The sequence below is a fragment of the Paenibacillus humicus NBRC 102415 genome (assembly GCF_004000905.1).
GTDB classification, from domain to species: domain Bacteria; phylum Bacillota; class Bacilli; order Paenibacillales; family Paenibacillaceae; genus Paenibacillus_O; species Paenibacillus_O humicus.
This window is the reverse complement of the sequence record NZ_BIMD01000004.1, coordinates 18,222-35,059: the sequence shown is the minus strand read 5'-3', so window position 1 is coordinate 35,059 and position 16,838 is coordinate 18,222. Positions and strand designations below refer to the sequence as shown.

At 51.6% G+C, this 16,838-nt stretch carries 16 protein-coding genes; 8 read left to right on the top strand and 8 right to left on the bottom strand.

All coding sequences use genetic code 11. The features are described from left to right. Nucleotides 1-4: 4 nt before the first annotated feature. The 5 genes from PHU01S_RS04250 to PHU01S_RS04230 all read right to left on the bottom strand — a co-directional run bounded on the left by PHU01S_RS04250 (nucleotide 5) and on the right by PHU01S_RS04230 (nucleotide 6,160). Complete coding sequence (locus PHU01S_RS04250; RefSeq protein ID WP_127506332.1) at nucleotides 5-880, bottom strand: carbohydrate ABC transporter permease; 876 nt, start codon at nucleotides 878-880, stop codon at nucleotides 5-7. 91 nt (nucleotides 881-971) lie between these two features. Then, complete coding sequence (locus PHU01S_RS04245; RefSeq protein WP_127506330.1) at nucleotides 972-2,393, bottom strand: ABC transporter substrate-binding protein; 1,422 nt, start codon at nucleotides 2,391-2,393, stop codon at nucleotides 972-974. A 52-nt stretch (nucleotides 2,394-2,445) separates the two neighbouring features. Beyond that, nucleotides 2,446-2,916: a NanQ anomerase/TabA/YiaL family protein gene (locus tag PHU01S_RS04240; RefSeq protein WP_049867791.1), complete on the bottom strand. Its 471-nt coding sequence runs from the start codon at nucleotides 2,914-2,916 to the stop codon at nucleotides 2,446-2,448. Between the two features lie 234 nt (nucleotides 2,917-3,150). Beyond that, nucleotides 3,151-4,377, bottom strand: a complete 1,227-nt coding sequence (locus PHU01S_RS04235) for a response regulator transcription factor (RefSeq protein ID WP_127506328.1) — start codon at nucleotides 4,375-4,377, stop codon at nucleotides 3,151-3,153. Beyond that, nucleotides 4,361-6,160, bottom strand: coding sequence for a sensor histidine kinase (locus PHU01S_RS04230; protein ID WP_246029142.1), 1,800 nt, complete (start codon nucleotides 6,158-6,160; stop codon nucleotides 4,361-4,363). Before PHU01S_RS04230 ends, PHU01S_RS04235 begins: the two co-directional genes overlap by 17 nt. Before the next feature lie 525 nt (nucleotides 6,161-6,685). Between PHU01S_RS04230 and lspA the strand changes: the two genes are divergently transcribed. From lspA to PHU01S_RS04205, 5 genes are all read left to right on the top strand, one after another. Next, complete coding sequence (lspA, locus tag PHU01S_RS04225; RefSeq protein ID WP_048743767.1) at nucleotides 6,686-7,141, top strand: signal peptidase II; 456 nt, start codon at nucleotides 6,686-6,688, stop codon at nucleotides 7,139-7,141. A gap of 231 nt (nucleotides 7,142-7,372) precedes the next feature. Further along, on the top strand, nucleotides 7,373-7,789 hold the full coding sequence (locus tag PHU01S_RS04220) for a hypothetical protein (RefSeq protein WP_127506324.1): 417 nt from the start codon (nucleotides 7,373-7,375) through the stop codon (nucleotides 7,787-7,789). 117 nt (nucleotides 7,790-7,906) lie between these two features. Continuing rightward, nucleotides 7,907-9,115: a hypothetical protein gene (locus tag PHU01S_RS04215; RefSeq protein ID WP_049867794.1), complete on the top strand. Its 1,209-nt coding sequence runs from the start codon at nucleotides 7,907-7,909 to the stop codon at nucleotides 9,113-9,115. An 11-nt stretch (nucleotides 9,116-9,126) separates the two neighbouring features. Next, entirely contained in the window at nucleotides 9,127-11,538 is a 2,412-nt protein-coding gene (locus PHU01S_RS04210) for a hypothetical protein (RefSeq protein ID WP_127506322.1), read from the top strand. A gap of 2 nt (nucleotides 11,539-11,540) precedes the next feature. Then, the gene (locus tag PHU01S_RS04205) at nucleotides 11,541-12,410 is read left to right on the top strand and encodes an ATP-binding cassette domain-containing protein (protein ID WP_049867796.1); all 870 of its coding nucleotides are present in this window, start codon (nucleotides 11,541-11,543) and stop codon (nucleotides 12,408-12,410) included. A gap of 209 nt (nucleotides 12,411-12,619) precedes the next feature. Here PHU01S_RS04205 and sigK read toward each other — a convergent pair whose 3' ends face one another. After that, on the bottom strand, nucleotides 12,620-13,321 hold the full coding sequence (sigK, locus tag PHU01S_RS04200) for an RNA polymerase sporulation sigma factor SigK (RefSeq protein ID WP_048743760.1): 702 nt from the start codon (nucleotides 13,319-13,321) through the stop codon (nucleotides 12,620-12,622). A gap of 311 nt (nucleotides 13,322-13,632) precedes the next feature. Between sigK and PHU01S_RS04195 the strand changes: the two genes are divergently transcribed. Further along, complete coding sequence (locus PHU01S_RS04195) at nucleotides 13,633-13,950, top strand: hypothetical protein (RefSeq protein ID WP_021877870.1); 318 nt, start codon at nucleotides 13,633-13,635, stop codon at nucleotides 13,948-13,950. Nucleotides 13,951-13,963: 13 nt separating this feature from the next. Further along, on the top strand, nucleotides 13,964-14,209 hold the full coding sequence (locus PHU01S_RS04190; RefSeq protein WP_127506319.1) for a hypothetical protein: 246 nt from the start codon (nucleotides 13,964-13,966) through the stop codon (nucleotides 14,207-14,209). Nucleotides 14,210-14,306: 97 nt separating this feature from the next. Here PHU01S_RS04190 and PHU01S_RS04185 read toward each other — a convergent pair whose 3' ends face one another. Together PHU01S_RS04185 and PHU01S_RS04180 are read right to left on the bottom strand one after the other, a co-directional pair. Continuing rightward, complete coding sequence (locus tag PHU01S_RS04185) at nucleotides 14,307-15,038, bottom strand: NAD-dependent protein deacylase (RefSeq protein ID WP_021877868.1); 732 nt, start codon at nucleotides 15,036-15,038, stop codon at nucleotides 14,307-14,309. Nucleotides 15,039-15,129: 91 nt separating this feature from the next. Continuing rightward, on the bottom strand, nucleotides 15,130-16,086 hold the full coding sequence (locus PHU01S_RS04180) for a 3'-5' exoribonuclease YhaM family protein (RefSeq protein ID WP_021877867.1): 957 nt from the start codon (nucleotides 16,084-16,086) through the stop codon (nucleotides 15,130-15,132). A gap of 246 nt (nucleotides 16,087-16,332) precedes the next feature. Between PHU01S_RS04180 and PHU01S_RS04175 the strand changes: the two genes are divergently transcribed. After that, complete coding sequence (locus tag PHU01S_RS04175; RefSeq protein ID WP_021877866.1) at nucleotides 16,333-16,773, top strand: hypothetical protein; 441 nt, start codon at nucleotides 16,333-16,335, stop codon at nucleotides 16,771-16,773. Nucleotides 16,774-16,838: the final 65 nt, after the last annotated feature.

Below are 16,838 nucleotides of genomic sequence, written 5' to 3'. Positions count from 1 at the left end.
ACCCTCACTTATCGTTGAACATGGCTTTGAGCTGGGGCACGGACAACAACAGCGTCAGCAGGAACATGATGACGCCTACCGCGGAGGCAACGCCGAGCTGGTTGTACTTGAAGGCGTTGTTGTAGAGGTAGTACATCAAGGTCACGGAAGCGTTGTTCGGTCCGCCGCCCGTAAGCAGCTGGATGACCACGAAGATTTTCAGCACGGCGATGATGTTGATGATGGTGATGTAGATGGTGGTGGGCTTCACGAGCGGCAGGAGAATATGGCAGATGACATGCAGGCGGCCCGCCCCGTCTACTTCCGCGGCCTCGAACAGATCCTTCGGGACGCCGATCATCGCGGCGATGTACAGGATGATCGCCTGCCCGACGTTCGTGGCGAAGGTGACGAAGATGACGACCGGCAGCACCGTGCTTTTGTTGCCGAGCAGATTCACCGTGCTCATTTCCATCTCCCGGGCCATATACGAGATGAGGCCGTTGGCCGGATTCAGCAGGAAGCTCCACACCATGCTCATGACGACCATGGACACCATGACGGGAATGTAATAGCTCCCCCGGATGAACGAGACATACTTGGCGTTTTTGTCGAAGACGGCGGAGCCGACGAAGAAGGAAAAGGCGACCGTCAGCAAAACGATGGCGACGACGAAAATGACTGTGTTCCAGACCGCCTTGAAAAAGACGGGGTCGCCGAACAGAGCGGCGTAATTGTCGAATCCGACGAACGTTTCCGTCCGGTATTGGACCTTGTACAGGCTGAGGCGCAAGCCTTCGACGATCGGATAGACGACGAAGATCAGGAACAGCAGGAACTGCGGGGCGATGAACAAATATCCGGTCAGGCCTTCTTTGACATTGCGATTGTACCGTATCATGGCTGCTTACCTTTCTCCCTTGGCCGGAACTCCCGCCCGCAGGCGGGACATCCCGGATGCCGGATGGCGCGCTCGCTTCCTCGCGATCGGCTTAGGGCTTGATGACCGAGCTTTCTCTGGCTTTCTGCAGAACGGCGTTTCCTTTGGACTGATAATCCTTGATCGCCTGCGCCGGGGTCTTCTCTCCCGTGTACATCGCCTGCAGCTCCGGATACAGCACCTGCCTCAGCTCGCTGTAGCCGGCGACATTGCCGGTGAAGGAGAACATGTTGGCGGCGTTGGCGTCATAGGCGGTAAACAGCGGAAATTGGGAGGCGAATTCGGAAGCGACCGAGCTGCGCACCGGAATGCTGTTCTTGGATGCCTTCACCAGCTCCGGATCGGTGGAGAAGAACTTGATGAAGTCCTTGGACGCTTCCATTCGGGCCTTGTCGCCCGTGTTGAACAGCGCCGTGCCGACGACATACGTGAAGGCCAGCGGCTTGCCGCTTGCGGATGGAATATTCGCCAGGCGCATGTCGAAGGAAGGAGATTTGCCCGCCTTCATGTCCGCCTTGGCATTGTTGTACAGGACGGCGTTGGTGAAGCTGATGCCGAGCTGCTGGTTCTGGAACATCGCGTTGGCATCGTTGGAGGAGACGGATTCGGCGCCGGGGTTGGAATAGCCGGAATCGTACACCTTCTTCAGCCATTCGGCCGCCTTGATTCCGTCGGCATCGTCCACGGCGAGATTGTTCTTGTCATCGAAGAACTTGTTGCCGAACATTCTCAGGTAAGCCAGGTTCCACGTATCCCCCTGGTTGTTCAGAGCATACAGCGCCATCGGGTATGCATTGGGGTACTTGTCCTTCGGCAGCTTCGTTTTCAGCGTCTCCAGAATCCGGTTGTATTCGTTGAGCGTCCACGTCTTGATCTCGTTTTCCCCGCCTACCAAGCTGTCCAGGCCGGCCGCGCGGAACATATCGGCGTTGTAGGCCAGCGTTCCCGGGTTATGGGCGAACGGATAGAAGTAGACGTCCTTGCCGAACGTGACGTTGTCCCAGTAGCCTTGGGCGATGTCCTTTCTGGCGGCATCGTCCACGATGTCGGTCAGAGGAGCGAGCGCCCCACGGTGCACATAATCGCCCATTGCGAACACGCTTTCAAAAAACATATCCGGCGGAGTGCCGCCGTTGAGGTTGACGTTCAGCAGCTCATCCCGCTGGTCTCCCGCGACGACCTGGACATTGACCTTCACGTCGTACTTGTCGTACTGCTTCTTGAATTTGTCGGCGGCATACAGGAAAAAGCTGTCGTAGTCGGCGCCGTCCTCCGTGGCGTCCATGACTCCCTTCCATTGCGGAGTCAGCCACAGGGAAAGCTCCACCTTTTCCTTTTTGCCGGCACCGGATGTCCCTCCGGCCGAGTCGGCTGAACCGGCGGAATTCGAATTCGAGTTGGCGCCGGAACAGCCGGCGGCCACGGATAAAGCCAGAGCAGCGGTCAGGACGGTCATCGCTCTTTTTTTGAGCATGGGTATTTCCCCCTTCAAATTGGTCATTGCGGATGATGCCGGCCGTTGCGGATCAGGCTTGCAGCAGATCAGCAGCGATCTTGACGACGGCCTTGCGCGCCCGCTCCCCGCCTCCCAGCCCGGGACGATGGATATCGGACGGGAACAGCATCATGTACATTCCGGGCTCAAGCCGGATGCGCCGCTCACGCTCCAGCTCGCGGTACAGCGTGCAATCCTGCTCGGCGTCATAAGCAAGATGCAGGATTTCCTTGCCGTCATGGGGCTTCCAGCCGATGTCTTCCTCCCCTTCGAGCAGGAAATGGATGTCGATGCAGCGCTCGTGCTTTTCCGCAAGCCTCTCCACCGGCGGGACGGTATGGAGACTCATGACCTGCGCATAGAAGCGGTCGCCGTCGATGTCGATGCGGCCGTCCTCCACCTTCGAGAAATCGGTTTCAAGCAGAAATGCAAGCGCTCGCTGCAGCACAGGATGAAGATAACGGCTATCGTGTCCGGACCCGTCCAAGGCATCTGCAATCATGCCTGCCCTCCTTCATGATTCATGTAAGCCCTTTTATGAATGTCGGCTTTGCGGCTTATGCCCTCATTATATCGAGGCCTATTCGAGGCTCACAGGAACGGATTTGCGCGAATTGTTCACCCTGTATGGATTTTATCCGCCGATCTTCACATTCTTTAGCCGTATATTCACTCTATTTAGATAAAAAGAGAGGCCCTGCTCGAGGCAGCCTCCCTATAAAGTCATTTCAAGCCTTCATTTCAAGCCTTTTTTAAATTTCCCCCTGAACTGCTGCGGGCTTATTCCCTTGACCTTCTTGAAGATCCTTCCGAAATAGTTGATGTTCTCGTATCCTACCCGCTCCGAAATCAAATAACTGGGCATATCGGTCTTCTTCAAATACTCCGAAGCCTTCTCGATCCGCAGCCGGTTCACCCAATCGGTAAAATTCATTCCGGTTTCGCGCTTGAACAAGGTGCTGAGGTACGCCTCGCTCATGCTCAGCCGGGCTGCGGCATCCTTCAGAGACAAGGATTTCGCGTAGTTCTCCCCCAGATACGCCAGCAGGCCGCGGATATCTTCCCGCGATGCGGCGTTAGGGGGCGATTCCTCCGCATGCCTGCGCGCCTCCGCATAATAGCCTCGAAGCTCCTCCCAATCTGCGCAAGGCGGCGACAGGCCGGCTTCGAGCTCCATGCCGAGCATCGATCCGGAAGCTCGGATCAGGCTGTCGATCCGCGCCGCGGCGGCTTCGGCTGCGATGGCATCGGCTGCGATGGCATAGGCTGTGGATTCCAACGGCTGAATCAACGCGGCCATCTCGAGCGGATTGGGCATGCAGAGGCTGGAACCCAGGAAATCCCGCAGCTCCGACTGGACAAGATGGTCAAGCAGGCGGAAGGCCGAATCCCGCTGCGACTCGTCGCGGAATCCCCTCACGCGCACATGCAGCAGCCGCATTCCTTTCGGCAGCGGCGGCAGCTCCAGCCCGGCTGGCCGGGGCTCCTGGAGCTCGCCTCGCAATTGCCGCCCCATGCGGTCAGCCTGGCTCTCCCGCCGTTCCGCAGGCGCCGGGGAAGCTCCGCTCCCGCGGCGGGATTCGTATTTGGCCGCAGCTTCGCCCAGCAGCTCCAGCAGCACGGACGGCTTGATGGAAGTCTTCAGCACGTAATCCTCGATGCCGAGCTTCATCGCCCGGCGCACATAGTCGTATTCGTCGTGGCTGCTGAGCACGATGATCATCATATCCGGGTACTTCTCCTTCACCCTGGCGATCAGCTCGAGCCCGTCCATCCGCGGCATGACGATATCGGTCAGCAGAATATCCGGCACGCCCTGCTCCATCAGCTCCAGCGCCATCTCCCCGTCGGCCGCATCGCCGATATAGTCGAAGGAGTGGCTCTCCCAGTCGACCAGCGACTTGATCCCGAGCCGGACCAGCAGCTCATCCTCGACCAGCATCACTTTAAGCTTCCCCGCCATGTCCTTCCCTCCCTTTCCTTGCCGGCAACAGTACCGTCACCGTCGTCCCGTTCCCTTCCATGCTATCCAGCTTGATGCCATAGGGCTTGCCGTACTGAAGCCGGATCCGGTCATGCACATTTTTGATTCCGATCCGCCGGGACGGCTCCTCCTGCGCGTCCGCCTCCAGCCGTTTCCTCAGCTCCATCAGCTTCGCTTCCGCCATGCCGGCCCCGTTGTCGCTTACCGCGACGATGACCTGCTCCTCTTTTCGGAGGGCCTCGATCCGGATCGCGCCGCCTGACGCCTTGTCCTTCAGCCCATGCATGAGGCAGTTCTCCACGACAGGCTGCAGCATCATTTTAAGCGCTTCCTGATCCAGCAGCTCATCCGGAACATCGATCTCGAGAGAGACGGCGCCCAGGCTCATTTTCATCAAGTTCATGTAGCTGCCGATATAATCCAGCTCCTGCCGCAGCGTCGCAAGACTGCCGTCGCGCCCGATGCTTCCTTCCAGAATGCCGCCGAGGCTGGACAGCATGTCCCCGACCTCGTCGTCCTTGCGCAAGTAAGCAAGCCATTTGATGTTGTTCAGCGTATTGAGCAGGAAATGGGGATTGATCTGGGACTGGAGCGCCCGGAAGCGCATGTCTTCCTTCTGCTCGTATTCCTGCTTGACCCGCTGCAGCAGATGCCTGATCTCCCTCACCATGTCGTTGTACGTCTGGCTGAGCGCCGCGATCTCCTGAGGTCCCGCGACCTGGATCGTGGAATGGAACTGCTTGCTTTCCAGCTCGGTCATCTTCTTGCGCAGCAGCCTCAGAGGCTTGGACATTCCGTTGGAAATCGACAGCGTCACGATCGTGAACACGATGAATATCGCAGCAAGAACAAGCATATTGGTCCGCCGGATCGTCACGATTTCCTCGAACACTTTGTCGTAAGGCACCATCTGGACCGTCGTCCAGCCGTTCAAGCCGATCGTATCATGGCTGACGATCCACTTCCGTCCGTCCTTTTCGACGATGCTTTGTCCTTGGCGGCTCGAGTGGATTCCGGCCATCACGATTTCCTCCGGAGCCTGCTGCCCCTGCATGCCGCCTCCGCCGGCAGAGACGATCCGGTCCTCCTTGTCCAGCAAATAGACGGCCCCGTCCAGGCCCCGCAGCATTTTGCGGACATCCGTCTCCGGCACGCTGAAGGAGATCGAACCGAGATTTTGGCCTTCGGGAAAGTCGGACACCGCTTTGACAAGCGTCACCATCGGCCTCTGCTCCAGGTACAGCATCCGGGAGTCTCCGGACATCCAGAGCTGGCGATAGGGCTGGCTCATGAGCGAAGAGTACCAGTCGGAGCCGGTATAGGCGCTCAGCTTGGCATCCGGTACGTAGCTTGTGCTCAGCCAGCCGCCGTAGCGGTCGATCAAGGTGATGTCCGTGTTCGTGAAATAAGAGCTGAACACCCGTTTGAACGCGGCATCGGACAGCCTGAGCTTTTCGTATTTGGAATATTGGCCGGGATCCTTCAAAACCGAGCGGATATCGGCCTGGAGCGTCATCTCCACCGATGCCTGGACCATGTCGTCAAGCAGAAGCTTCACGTTGTAGGTGACCAGAGACAAGGCATCCTGGTTGGATTCCCCGATTTTATGCTCGATCGTCCGCTCCAGCGGCTTGTCGAGCAGATACATGCTGATCAGCACGGGGGCGATCAGAAAGCAGAGGATGGAGAAGAATACGCGGTTGCGGATCGTGTTCCAGCGGGGGAAGCGGCTTTGGCGGCTTGCTGCATCGAAGGTTTTCAACTGCATTCACATCCCTTTTGTCCCTCTGGCTGCTATAACGTCATCCCAAAGATAGAACCTGTTATTTTCAAAGACCTGATGACTGCGCTTTCATTCATCCCCTCATTCTAGCTCCAATCCGCAGTTCTCGCATCATGCAATCCGTTCCAGTACCGGCTTTTGGCCAAGCAAAGGAAACGGGACGATCTTTTCCCGATTCGTCCATTATATCGATTTTAGAATTACACTGCATTTTACAAGCTCTAAATATCTTAAAAGCAATAGATTTATCGACGCTGCGCCGACTGGATTTCGACGGTTATTCGCTTGACAATTGCGATAAAAAGCAGATTGGCAACAAGCGGATTTCCATCAACATCGGCAAAATGAAATTGATTGGGAGTTGTCGCTGCGTTAGAACCTTTAATGAATCAGGCTGAACCGGTTTGACTGCCATTCGGAACGGAGAGGAGGGAAGCGCGATAAAGACAAAGCTTGCACAAATGTTCTAGAATGGAAGAAGCCTATAAGGAAAGAAGGTCGGCCATGCTGTTCTATAGCATCGCGGTACTGACATTCATGCTGGATCAAGCGACCAAATGGCTGATCCGCAGAAATCTCGAGATCGGGGATTCATTCCCATGGGGGCCGTTCCAAATCAGCCGTTATGAGAACAGCGGGATGGCCGGAAGCCTGTTTCAGGGATATGGAACTCTGTTCGGCATTGCGGCTCTGCTGTTCGTCGTGGCCATTCTCTATTATCGCGGCACCCTGGAGAAGAAACGCATCCTTCTGGAAGCCAGCTTCGGATTGCTCGTTGGCGGAGCGGCAGGCAACGGAATCGATCGCCTGCTGTTCGGACGCGTAACGGACTTCCTTGTGCGCTCCGGAGGCATTCTCAACGTGGCCGATCATGCCATCGAGGCTGGCGTGCTGCTCCTTCTCATTCATTCGGCCCTCAACTGGCTGAAAAGGTTAGCAATCAAAGAGTGGAAGAATTGATATCCTCCGCTCCGCATGCACGGCCCGCAGCTCCGATTGATGCATGCATCGATAAGTGTCGAATCTCTTCCAAAAAAATTCCATTATAAGGGTTTATATTAAAATGTTGACATAAATTGTAATATAATATATTCTTGCAAGAGATATCTACCCCATCATCCGGCCGGAGAAAAGTAGATACGACAACAAGATCTTACATAGGAATAAAATAGGATTGATGGAGGTAATTATATGAAATTACACAAATCCAAACTATTAACATTTGCCTTATCCGTACCTGTAGCAGCGTTTATGCTAGGAGGAAGCTCTTTTGCAGCATCTTCCATATCGTCTACAGTTGGAGGAGTTTCTGTCTCCGGTTCCATCAGCAAATTTGCAAACGGTTCAAGTTACGGCGCTACAGCAAGCACTACGTGTGGATCTACTCTCTGCACCTCTTACGCATCGGTTACTTATAATTATGTATTTGGTGATGTGAACGACATCAAGCATTCATCTGCTTCGGCTTCAAATACGGTTTCAGCTTATGCAACCGCTTACTCAAAAGATGCCCCTGTCGTTTTCAAATCCGCCACAGGGTCTCATAGTATTTCTTATACGAATAATTCGAATCAAAACTTCACCTGGTCTGGATCTACAAATATTTAACTAAATAAGATGCGCCATGTAAGGATTTAGTGCCTTAGAAAAGACCTAAACTCTTTTCTAAGGCACTTCTTCTATGTTCAGTTCATACCTAATTCAGAGTAAAAGGGGCATCATGAAATGAGGAAAAAAATCTTCTTAGGGATGATTTTAGCGATGTCATTCTTATCTGCGGGATGTAATCGCTTTGTTATGCCCAGCGATAATGAGTATCATTCAGAGGTGGATTTTCCCTATCAGTTCCGTGATGGTTTTATGGGTTTGGGGATGACTAGTTCGGAGACAGGATATTATCTTCTGCATAACAATCTAATTTATTATATGGACAAGGAGAAGATGAAGCCCGTAATTCTGGATAATCGGCCAGACAACAACTGCTTGAATAAACCCGACAGCAAGAACTGTTATGCTTTTGTTAAGAATGAAGAGCAAATGACAAGCTTGCTGCAATATTACCATTCTCATTTGTACATAGCAGAAAGCTTATTCGATCCTAAAATATCAAAATTTGGTTGGTATATGAAATTATCTCGCATGGATAGCGACGGTAAAAACCGACACGAAATCAAGACTTTTAAACTATCACCGAAAACAATTGCCATTCATCGGGGCTATATATATTACGCCACGGTTAGCGTTACAAAAGACAATGTTGAGCAGCTTGAGATCAAGCGATCCAAGCTTAAGGACCCTAATAAAGAAGAGATTATTTATACGGGGACAGATGGTATTACAGACTTATCAGCCATGATCCCGTTCGGCAATCAACTGTATTGGGTAGGTCTTGGAAATAAAGGATATGCAGAGCAAAGATATGATTTCAGTACGGGAAAGGTCACTACATTGTGGGATCGTGGTGATGGCGGATATAGCTCAATCTTGAGTATTTCAGATCAAAGGCTATATTTCAGTTACTTCTATGGTGACCCGGCTGACCCAAGAACGCTTAAAAAGTATTCATCTGATCTACAAGGAAGAGACATAAAAGAATTGCCTATCGAACATCCACCCGTCATTTCCTATTTTCTTAAAGATAATAACTATTCGTATATTCGTCCAAATGATGCTTACAAGGATCATCTGCCTAAAGGAGTCCCGTATGAATTAGCCATTTTGAAAGATAATGTAAAGATTGATTCGCTTGACTTAACGCCTTTAACGAAATTTTTTCAACTTTATGTCGGTGATGACCGTTATATGTTTATCAGATACAGTGATGACACGAAGGCTGGATATTACTACATAGATAAAAGTCAATTCGAGACAAAACAAGCCTCATTTAAGCCTTTGCTGGAAAGCAAAGTTGAGAATGAATCCCTTGTTGACTGAGGGGCGTGTCGATGAAACTGATCGGTTACGAGCTGAATAAAATCGTACACAAGCGAATTGTGATGCTGCTAGCCATCATCCTCCTCCTTATAAATAGTGTTTTCTTCGTCAATGAACAACGCAAAGATCATCATTTGCTCATTCAAAATCGTGACCAGTACAAACAGGTAGAGCAATCCTATAAAGGATTACCCCCTGTGGATGGGAAGAGATTAACAACCCTACAAGTTCAACAGTTCATTCTTTATGGGCAATTCATACAAGCCTATTTGAGTCCAAAGGATAGTCCTTGGCAGAAAATTGTCGCTGATTTGAAAAGGGATAATCAACAAGCATACGAGCAATATGAAACAGGTCCTTACTTTAACCAAGAGCAAGCGATAATACGGGATTCTTATCTTTTAAATATGTTGAGACTTCAATTTGAAAATGCTGACCATTTTGATGACAAAATAAGCTCGATGGAAGAACAAGCAAATGAAATGAAATCCGTCTCCATCTTCAACAAGAAAGATTCCTTCTCTTATCGGAATATTGTAAAGACAGTCGAGGATTTTAAGCCTTTACGCGGCTTGCCTTTCCAATTAGGGCTGGAGGAAGGGATTGTATCTGGGACGAATACTTGGTCGACTGATTTCTGCTTGGCTATGTTGATCTTCCTGCTTATCACCATCCTATTTTATGTGGAGAAAGAGGAGGGACTAACATCCCTCATTCGCTCTACTCGTCACGGTAAACTGCGTACATTCGGAGCGAAGTTGACTGCCTTGACGCTTATTACCATTTTTCTCTCTTTGATTTACTATGGTTCGATTCTACTTCTTGCAGAGCGATTATATGGGTTTGGCAGTCTCTCCCGATATATTCAGTCCATGAGTTCTTTTTATCATGCCGTTCAACCGTTGACAGTGGAACAGTACCTTTTGGTATATATGTTGTTGAAGATCATGGTCAATATACTATTGGGCTGGCTGATGGCTGCGTTATTTCTCGGTCTTGGCCATATCTCCAAAATTTATGTCGCGACATCCCTCTTGCTAGGCGCCAGCTATTTGTGTTACTCGCTTATTCATCCGAATTCTTATTTGAATGTACTAAAGTATATCAACATTCTGGCTTTTTATGATGCCTTCCATTTCATCTCCGATTATCGCAACTTGAATATATTGGGCTATCCTGTTCGGAAGGATACATTAACCTTATGGGTATGGGCAATAATGACGGCGATCTTGCCCTTGGCTTGTGCTTGGCTATTTGTGAAGCAGCCTGTTTCCATAACAAGTCCAGCACCGCTGCGTTGGATTGTGAAATGGAAAGCTTCGTTATGGAAGCACAGGAGAACGAATTCTCTCTTTTTACATGAATGGTATAAACTTCTGATCGTTGGGAAATCTGTTCTGGTTCTTATTTTCGCCGTTATTCTAATGTATAACCGAATAGATCAGAATGAACGTCCGTTTGATCTGGATTCAGGTACATATAACCGCTACATATTATCTCTGCATGGAGAATTGACGCAAGAGAAGCTTTTATTTCTTAGTGAGGAAAGAGATAAATTCACAGCAATGCCTCAGGAGCTCGATGCTTTGAAACTGAAATTAAAAAATAAGGAGATTGACTTAATTACTTACAATCAGGAAAAATTCAAAATCGATGAATATGCGAAGCAAGACAAAGCATTCCGATTTGTCGAGAAACAACGAGATTATTTGCTCCAATTAAAGCAGAAGCAAGGAATTACGGGCAACTTTGTAAATACAATATCCAGTGATGCCTTATTTAACAGCCAGCAAGATCGCCTTCTTGATGGAATTATTTACGTCCTTCTGTTGATTGTCGGCCTTGGCCCTTTGTTTGCATTGGATTATAAAAATGAGATGATGAGGGTCATTTGGAGCAGTCCAAGGGGAAGATGGCGTTTGTTCGCCATGAAACATGCTATTGCATATGCATTCGCTATATGGTTGTTGGTGCTTGTTCAAATACCTAAATTCTATAATGTCATTGTTCATTATCCCCGCCTTGATTGGAGCGCGCCTGTCCAAAGCATTGAAGTTCTGGGAAATGTGAACTGGCCGATTAGCATTTTAACCTATGTGATAGTGACAAGCTTGCTGCAATTGCTTGGTGTACTGATGCTGGCTCATGTTATTTTGTTCATTGCTGTAAGTCTGAAGAAGCAGTCTTTTCTACTCCTGACAGCTACCTCATTAGCCGTGCTTCCGCTTTGTCTTCAATACATGGGCCTGTCGGTAATCGACAAGTATAGTTTTAATTTCGCATTTGAGCTCTACGGCAAATTTAATTCGGTATCTTATGGAACGGGGATAAGCTTGTACTTTGGCGGATTGGTTGTGGTCGGCATGGCAGCATTCCGAGCGGCTTGGTCTATTATAAACAGATTCAAATGGAGGGAAAACTGAACATGCAATTGTCCATCAACTCCATTTCAAAACGCTATGATCGAGGACGTAAAGCAGCCCTGCATCAGTTCACGTCACATCTGACTCCCGGTATATATGGTGTATTGGGGCCAAATGGAGCGGGTAAGTCAACCTTAATGAATCTGATTACGGATCAAATTCAACCCGATGAAGGAGAAATTCTATTCAATGGGCAGCATATTAGTAGACTTGGCGAAAACTATCGAGAATTATTAGGTTATATGCCGCAACAACAAGGCATTTATCGTGAATTTACAGGCCGGCGCTTCTTATGGTATATGGCTGCTCTTAAGGGGCTGCCGACGGCCCAAGCGAAAACTAGAATTGATGAGTTGTTGTCGATTGTAAATTTAACGCAAGATGCGGACACGAAACTTGCTGCGTATTCCGGGGGGATGAAACAGCGCATCCTCATTGCCCAGGCATTGTTGAACGATCCCGATCTGCTTATTATGGATGAACCTACAGCAGGACTTGATCCAAAAGAAAGAATACGCATTCGCAATTTTATTTCTACCATTGCTCTCAATAAAATCGTGGTCATTGCAACCCACGTGGTTTCAGATATTGAATTTATATCAAAGGAAATATTGCTCATGAAGGAAGGGGCGCTAATCTTGCAGGATGATCCGGTGAACTTGCTTTCTTGCATGGAGGGTCATGTACACGAAGTACATACATCGGAAGCGGAACTCCCCCTGCTCCAAGCACGTTTCAAGGTAAGCAATATATTAAGTGATCGTGAGGGGATATGGGCAAGAATTGTTCACGATCAGCCTCTGCTGAACTTGGAGACTAGAGCGGTCAAGCCCAACTTGGAAGACGTGTATCTTCATTATTTCCAGGATTAATCCCCCTCCTTATTCCATCAAAGCTAGAGATATGGCCGAGAAGCCTACGCAGGATATTGCTGTAGCTCATCAAGGAATGGAATCCCTAAGAGGATAAAAAGAAAGACACCCTTGCAGGCGTCTTAGAAATGATAAAACCTTCCTTGTCCAGATTTATTCGTTCAACTCAGATGTTGCCATCATGATTCATTAAATTTACGGCCAGAGATTTATTTCTTCGCCTTATAAAACTCATGATAAAGCTTCATGAGCGCCCGCTTCTCGATCCGCGACACATAGCTTCGGCTGATGCCCAGCTCCTTGGCGATTTCCCGCTGCGTCCGCTCCTCGCCGCCATGCTCCAGCCCGAACCGGGCCATCACCACTTCCCGCTCCCGCTCGTCGAGAATGTCCAGATTTTTGTAGATCTTCGACTTCTCGATTTTGAGCTGCACCTTCTCCACGACATCGTCATGCTCCGAGCCCAGGATATCGATAAGCGTGATTTCGTTGCCTTCCTTATCCGTACCGATGGGATCGTGCAGGGAGACGTCCTTGCGCGTTTTCTTCAGCGAGCGGAGATGCATCAGAATTTCGTTCTCGATGCATCGGGCCGCGAATGTCGCCAGCTTTGTCCCCTTGCCGGTCTGGAAGCTCTCGATCGCCTTGATCAGCCCGATTGTGCCGATGGAGATGAGATCCTCGGCATCCTCGCCGGTGTTGTCGAATTTTTTGACGATATGGGCGACAAGCCTCAGATTATGCTCGATCAGCAAGTTCCTGGATACGGGATTGCCCTCGGCCATCAGCTTCAGATGGCGCAGCTCCTCTTCCTCCTGCAGCGGCTGCGGAAAGGCGTTGTTTTTGACATAGGATACGAGCAGGCTGAGCTGCTTGATGAACAGGGCGATTGCGGCAAATAATCCAGGCATTTTTCGAGCCACCCCCATGCAGTATTACCGGCCCTGCCGAGGGCACCGGTGCAAGTGTACTGACAGTTTATGTGGGCTGCCGCCCATACGTGCCTGTACGGAGCAGACACACGCAAAATAGGCCGCATTCAAATTAAATGGTTCAAAATCGCCTGAATCGGGTACAACTTCACCGCCGCAGAAGCAAGAAGCCGATTAAAATAAATAAAATCATTGATTTCCCAGTATTTAAGGAAATGGTATTAACTTTCCAAATCTTCCTGTCGATAAAATCATCGTTCTGACCATAGTTAAGGGGAGAGTTAAAAAGTATGGAATCCACCTTCCAACCGCCGGCAGGGCAGCAGCCCCCGGTACCGCCGGGATACGCGCCGCCCTATGCAAGCGACGAAGTCGTCAGCGTCAAATCCTGGCTCGGCTCGCTTGTCATTCTCATGATTCCCATCGTCAACATCATCTTCCTGTTCGTCTGGGCGTTCGGCGACAGCGCGAACCTGAACCGGAAGTACTTTGCGCGGGCGTATCTTTTATGGGCGCTGATCGGCATCGTCCTCTACATCATCTTGCTGGCTGTTTTCGGAGCTGTCATGTTCAGTGCCTTCAAATCCATGAACGATATGAACGTTTAAAAGGAGAACCCCTATGTCCTATCAACCGATTCCGACCGGCAACTCCCAAGTCATCCGCACCAGTTCCTGGATGGTGACGATGCTGCTGCTCGCTATTCCGATCGTCAATATCATCATGCTGTTCGTATGGGCGTTCGGCTCCGGCGTCAATCTCAACAAGCGCAATCTGAGCCGGGCTTACCTGATCCTTATCCTGATTGTAATGGGGATCTCGCTGCTCTTCTTCCTGTTGTCTCTCGCAGCAGCATCGGGTCAATAATCGACGACTGCCGCCATCTTTTAACCCAAAAAAAGCCCAGGCAGATATGATCTGCCTGGGCTTTTCGCCTTCATGTACAGGACGGACGCCGAAATCATCATCGAGGGTACAGGGAACCCAGCACGTCGCCGACATTTCCGTCCGAAATATAGTTCGCATAAGCATCGAGCGGAGTCGGAGTCCGGTTGACGATAATAAGCTTATCGCCGCGGTACAGGCTCACGAGGCCCGCAGCCGGATGCACCGTCAGCGACGTGCCTCCTACGATGAGCGTGTCGGCCTGCTCGATCTCGAATGCCGCGCGATCCAGGAGATCCGTATCGAGGTTCTCTTGATACAGCACGACATCCGGCTTGACGATGCCTTCGCAGGCCGTGCAGAGAGGAACCGGGCGCGGATCGCGCAGGACGGCGGACAACGGATACTTGAGCCCGCAGTCCATGCAATAGTTGCGGTGAACCGATCCGTGCAGCTCCAGCACGCTGCGGCTGCCGGCAAGCTGATGCAGGCCGTCGATATTCTGGGTGACGACCGCCGTCAGCCGGCCCTCCTGCTCCAGCCTAGCCAGCGCTCGATGCGCGGCATTGGGAAGCGCTTCGGGATAGACCATATGGGTCCGGTAAAAGGCATAGAAATCAGCCGGATGCTCCATGAAAAAGTCCCGGCTCAAAATCTCTTCCGGCAAATACGTTTTGCTCGTACGCTGCTCGTACAACCCGTCCGCCGAGCGGAAATCGGGAATCCCGCTTTCCGTGGAGGTTCCCGCCCCGCCGAAAAATACGATGCGCCGGCTGTCGGACAGAATCGTCTGCAGATCCGCCTGCTCCATGCGGCCACTCCCTCTTCAGGTTCATTTCCCACCTTTACCCCGCTTCGGCTGAGACTGACGCCGATGCAGCCAAATTAGCTGCGGCCGGCTTCTACAGGCTGGTTTTGAAAATCGCCTTGTTTTCCAATCCGCGGATCATCGGCGTCCAGCTGTCGGCTTCCGGCGTAGAGCCGAGCGCGTCCTCGACCATCTGCAGCTTGGCGTCGAGCGAATCGATGAAATGGAGCGCGACCGCCTCGGCCATTTGCGGCTGCACGGGACTTCCCCATTCCCCGAGGTTGTGATGGGACAGCACAAGATGCTGAAGCGCTGTTACCTTGGCGGATTCCAGCTCGATGCCCAGCTTCAGCGCCGCTTCCGTAATCCAGCCGGATATGAGCGCCAGATGGCCGATCAGCCGGCCGCGGTCGCTGTATTCGGAGACGATGCCGAGCTGCGCGTTCATTTCCTCCGGCTTGGCCAGATCATGCAGGATGATGCCCGCAACCAAGAGATCCCGGTTCAGGAACGGCCTCTGCAGGCAGAGGAACTCCCCGATCTCCAGCATCCGAACCATGTGGTAGGCAAGGCCCGCATAGTAGGCATGATGATGGCTTTTGGCCGCAGGGTAATGCTCCAGCCGATCTCCCGCCTTCACGACGCAATAAGCGGTTATTTCACGAATCTGCACGTCTTGAATGGAGTCGACCTTGCTGCGTATGTTTTCCATCAAAGCGTCGGGGGCGGCGGGAGCGGCACGGATGAAGTCCGTCAGCTGCAGATTGTCCTCCGGCGCCGCAGGCCGGATCCGGGATACCTTCATCTGCAGGCGTTCCCTGTACAGCTGTACGGTTCCCTGTACTTTGGCCAGCATCATCGGCTTCAGCGTATCTTTCTCATGCGGCTTCAAATCCCAGTACTTGGCCGTAAGCTGGCCGCTGGAGTCCGAGAGCACGAGATCCCAATAATCCTTGGGAGGCGTCGCATTGGTCAGCTTGACATCGAGTTCCTTGACCAGATAGAACCCTGTAAATTCGTCCTTGTCGTTCAGACTGCTAATCAACGTCATGCAGCAGGCTCCTTCCGGGTGTTCATTCCTGTCTCCAGTATACTACGGAACGGCCCTTCCAGGCTCGTCATCGCTTTACTGTGACAGGCTATTCGGCGCGCCCGTTCCCGCTTGCAGCCCCCTCTCCGCCAGGAAGCGTATGGACAGCCGAGCGATTGGAAACCCTTGCAACAGGGTATAAACTGCCTATCAAGGCAATCGAACGCTGCAGCAGAAGGAAGATCCATCAACCAGGAGGGGACAAGCATGGAAGACAAGAACAAAGAAGGTCTCGCGACGGAAAAAGACATCGATCCTCGATTCGGCCTGTTCGAGGACCAGCGCGAAGGAAGCCGGGTGCAGGGCGCCGAGGAAGAGCTTCTCCGCACGTATCCTTCCGGAGAAGGCACCTATGGAACCGTTCAGGTCGACAGCTACACCGTGTCCTCCTCCCAGGCGAACGCCGCGCTGGCGGATGATGTCGACGGGGCGGAAGCGCCGAGTCCGGATCAATACGCCAAGCAGCGCGACGGCGGCGACTATGCCGAGGAGGTTCCTGTCGGCGTGCGTACCGTGAACGCCGATCCGGACCTTCTGGAGCTCGCAGACGATACGCCCGTCGATCCCGCTGCTCCGCCCGACGAATTCCACGGCACCGATCTGCTGAACGGAGTCGGGGCGCACCCGGAGGAAGAAGACCGGGAATGACGATACCGGTAACCGGCGCATAAATAAAGCAGGGGCTGCATGGCTGTATGCCGTGCGGCCCCCTT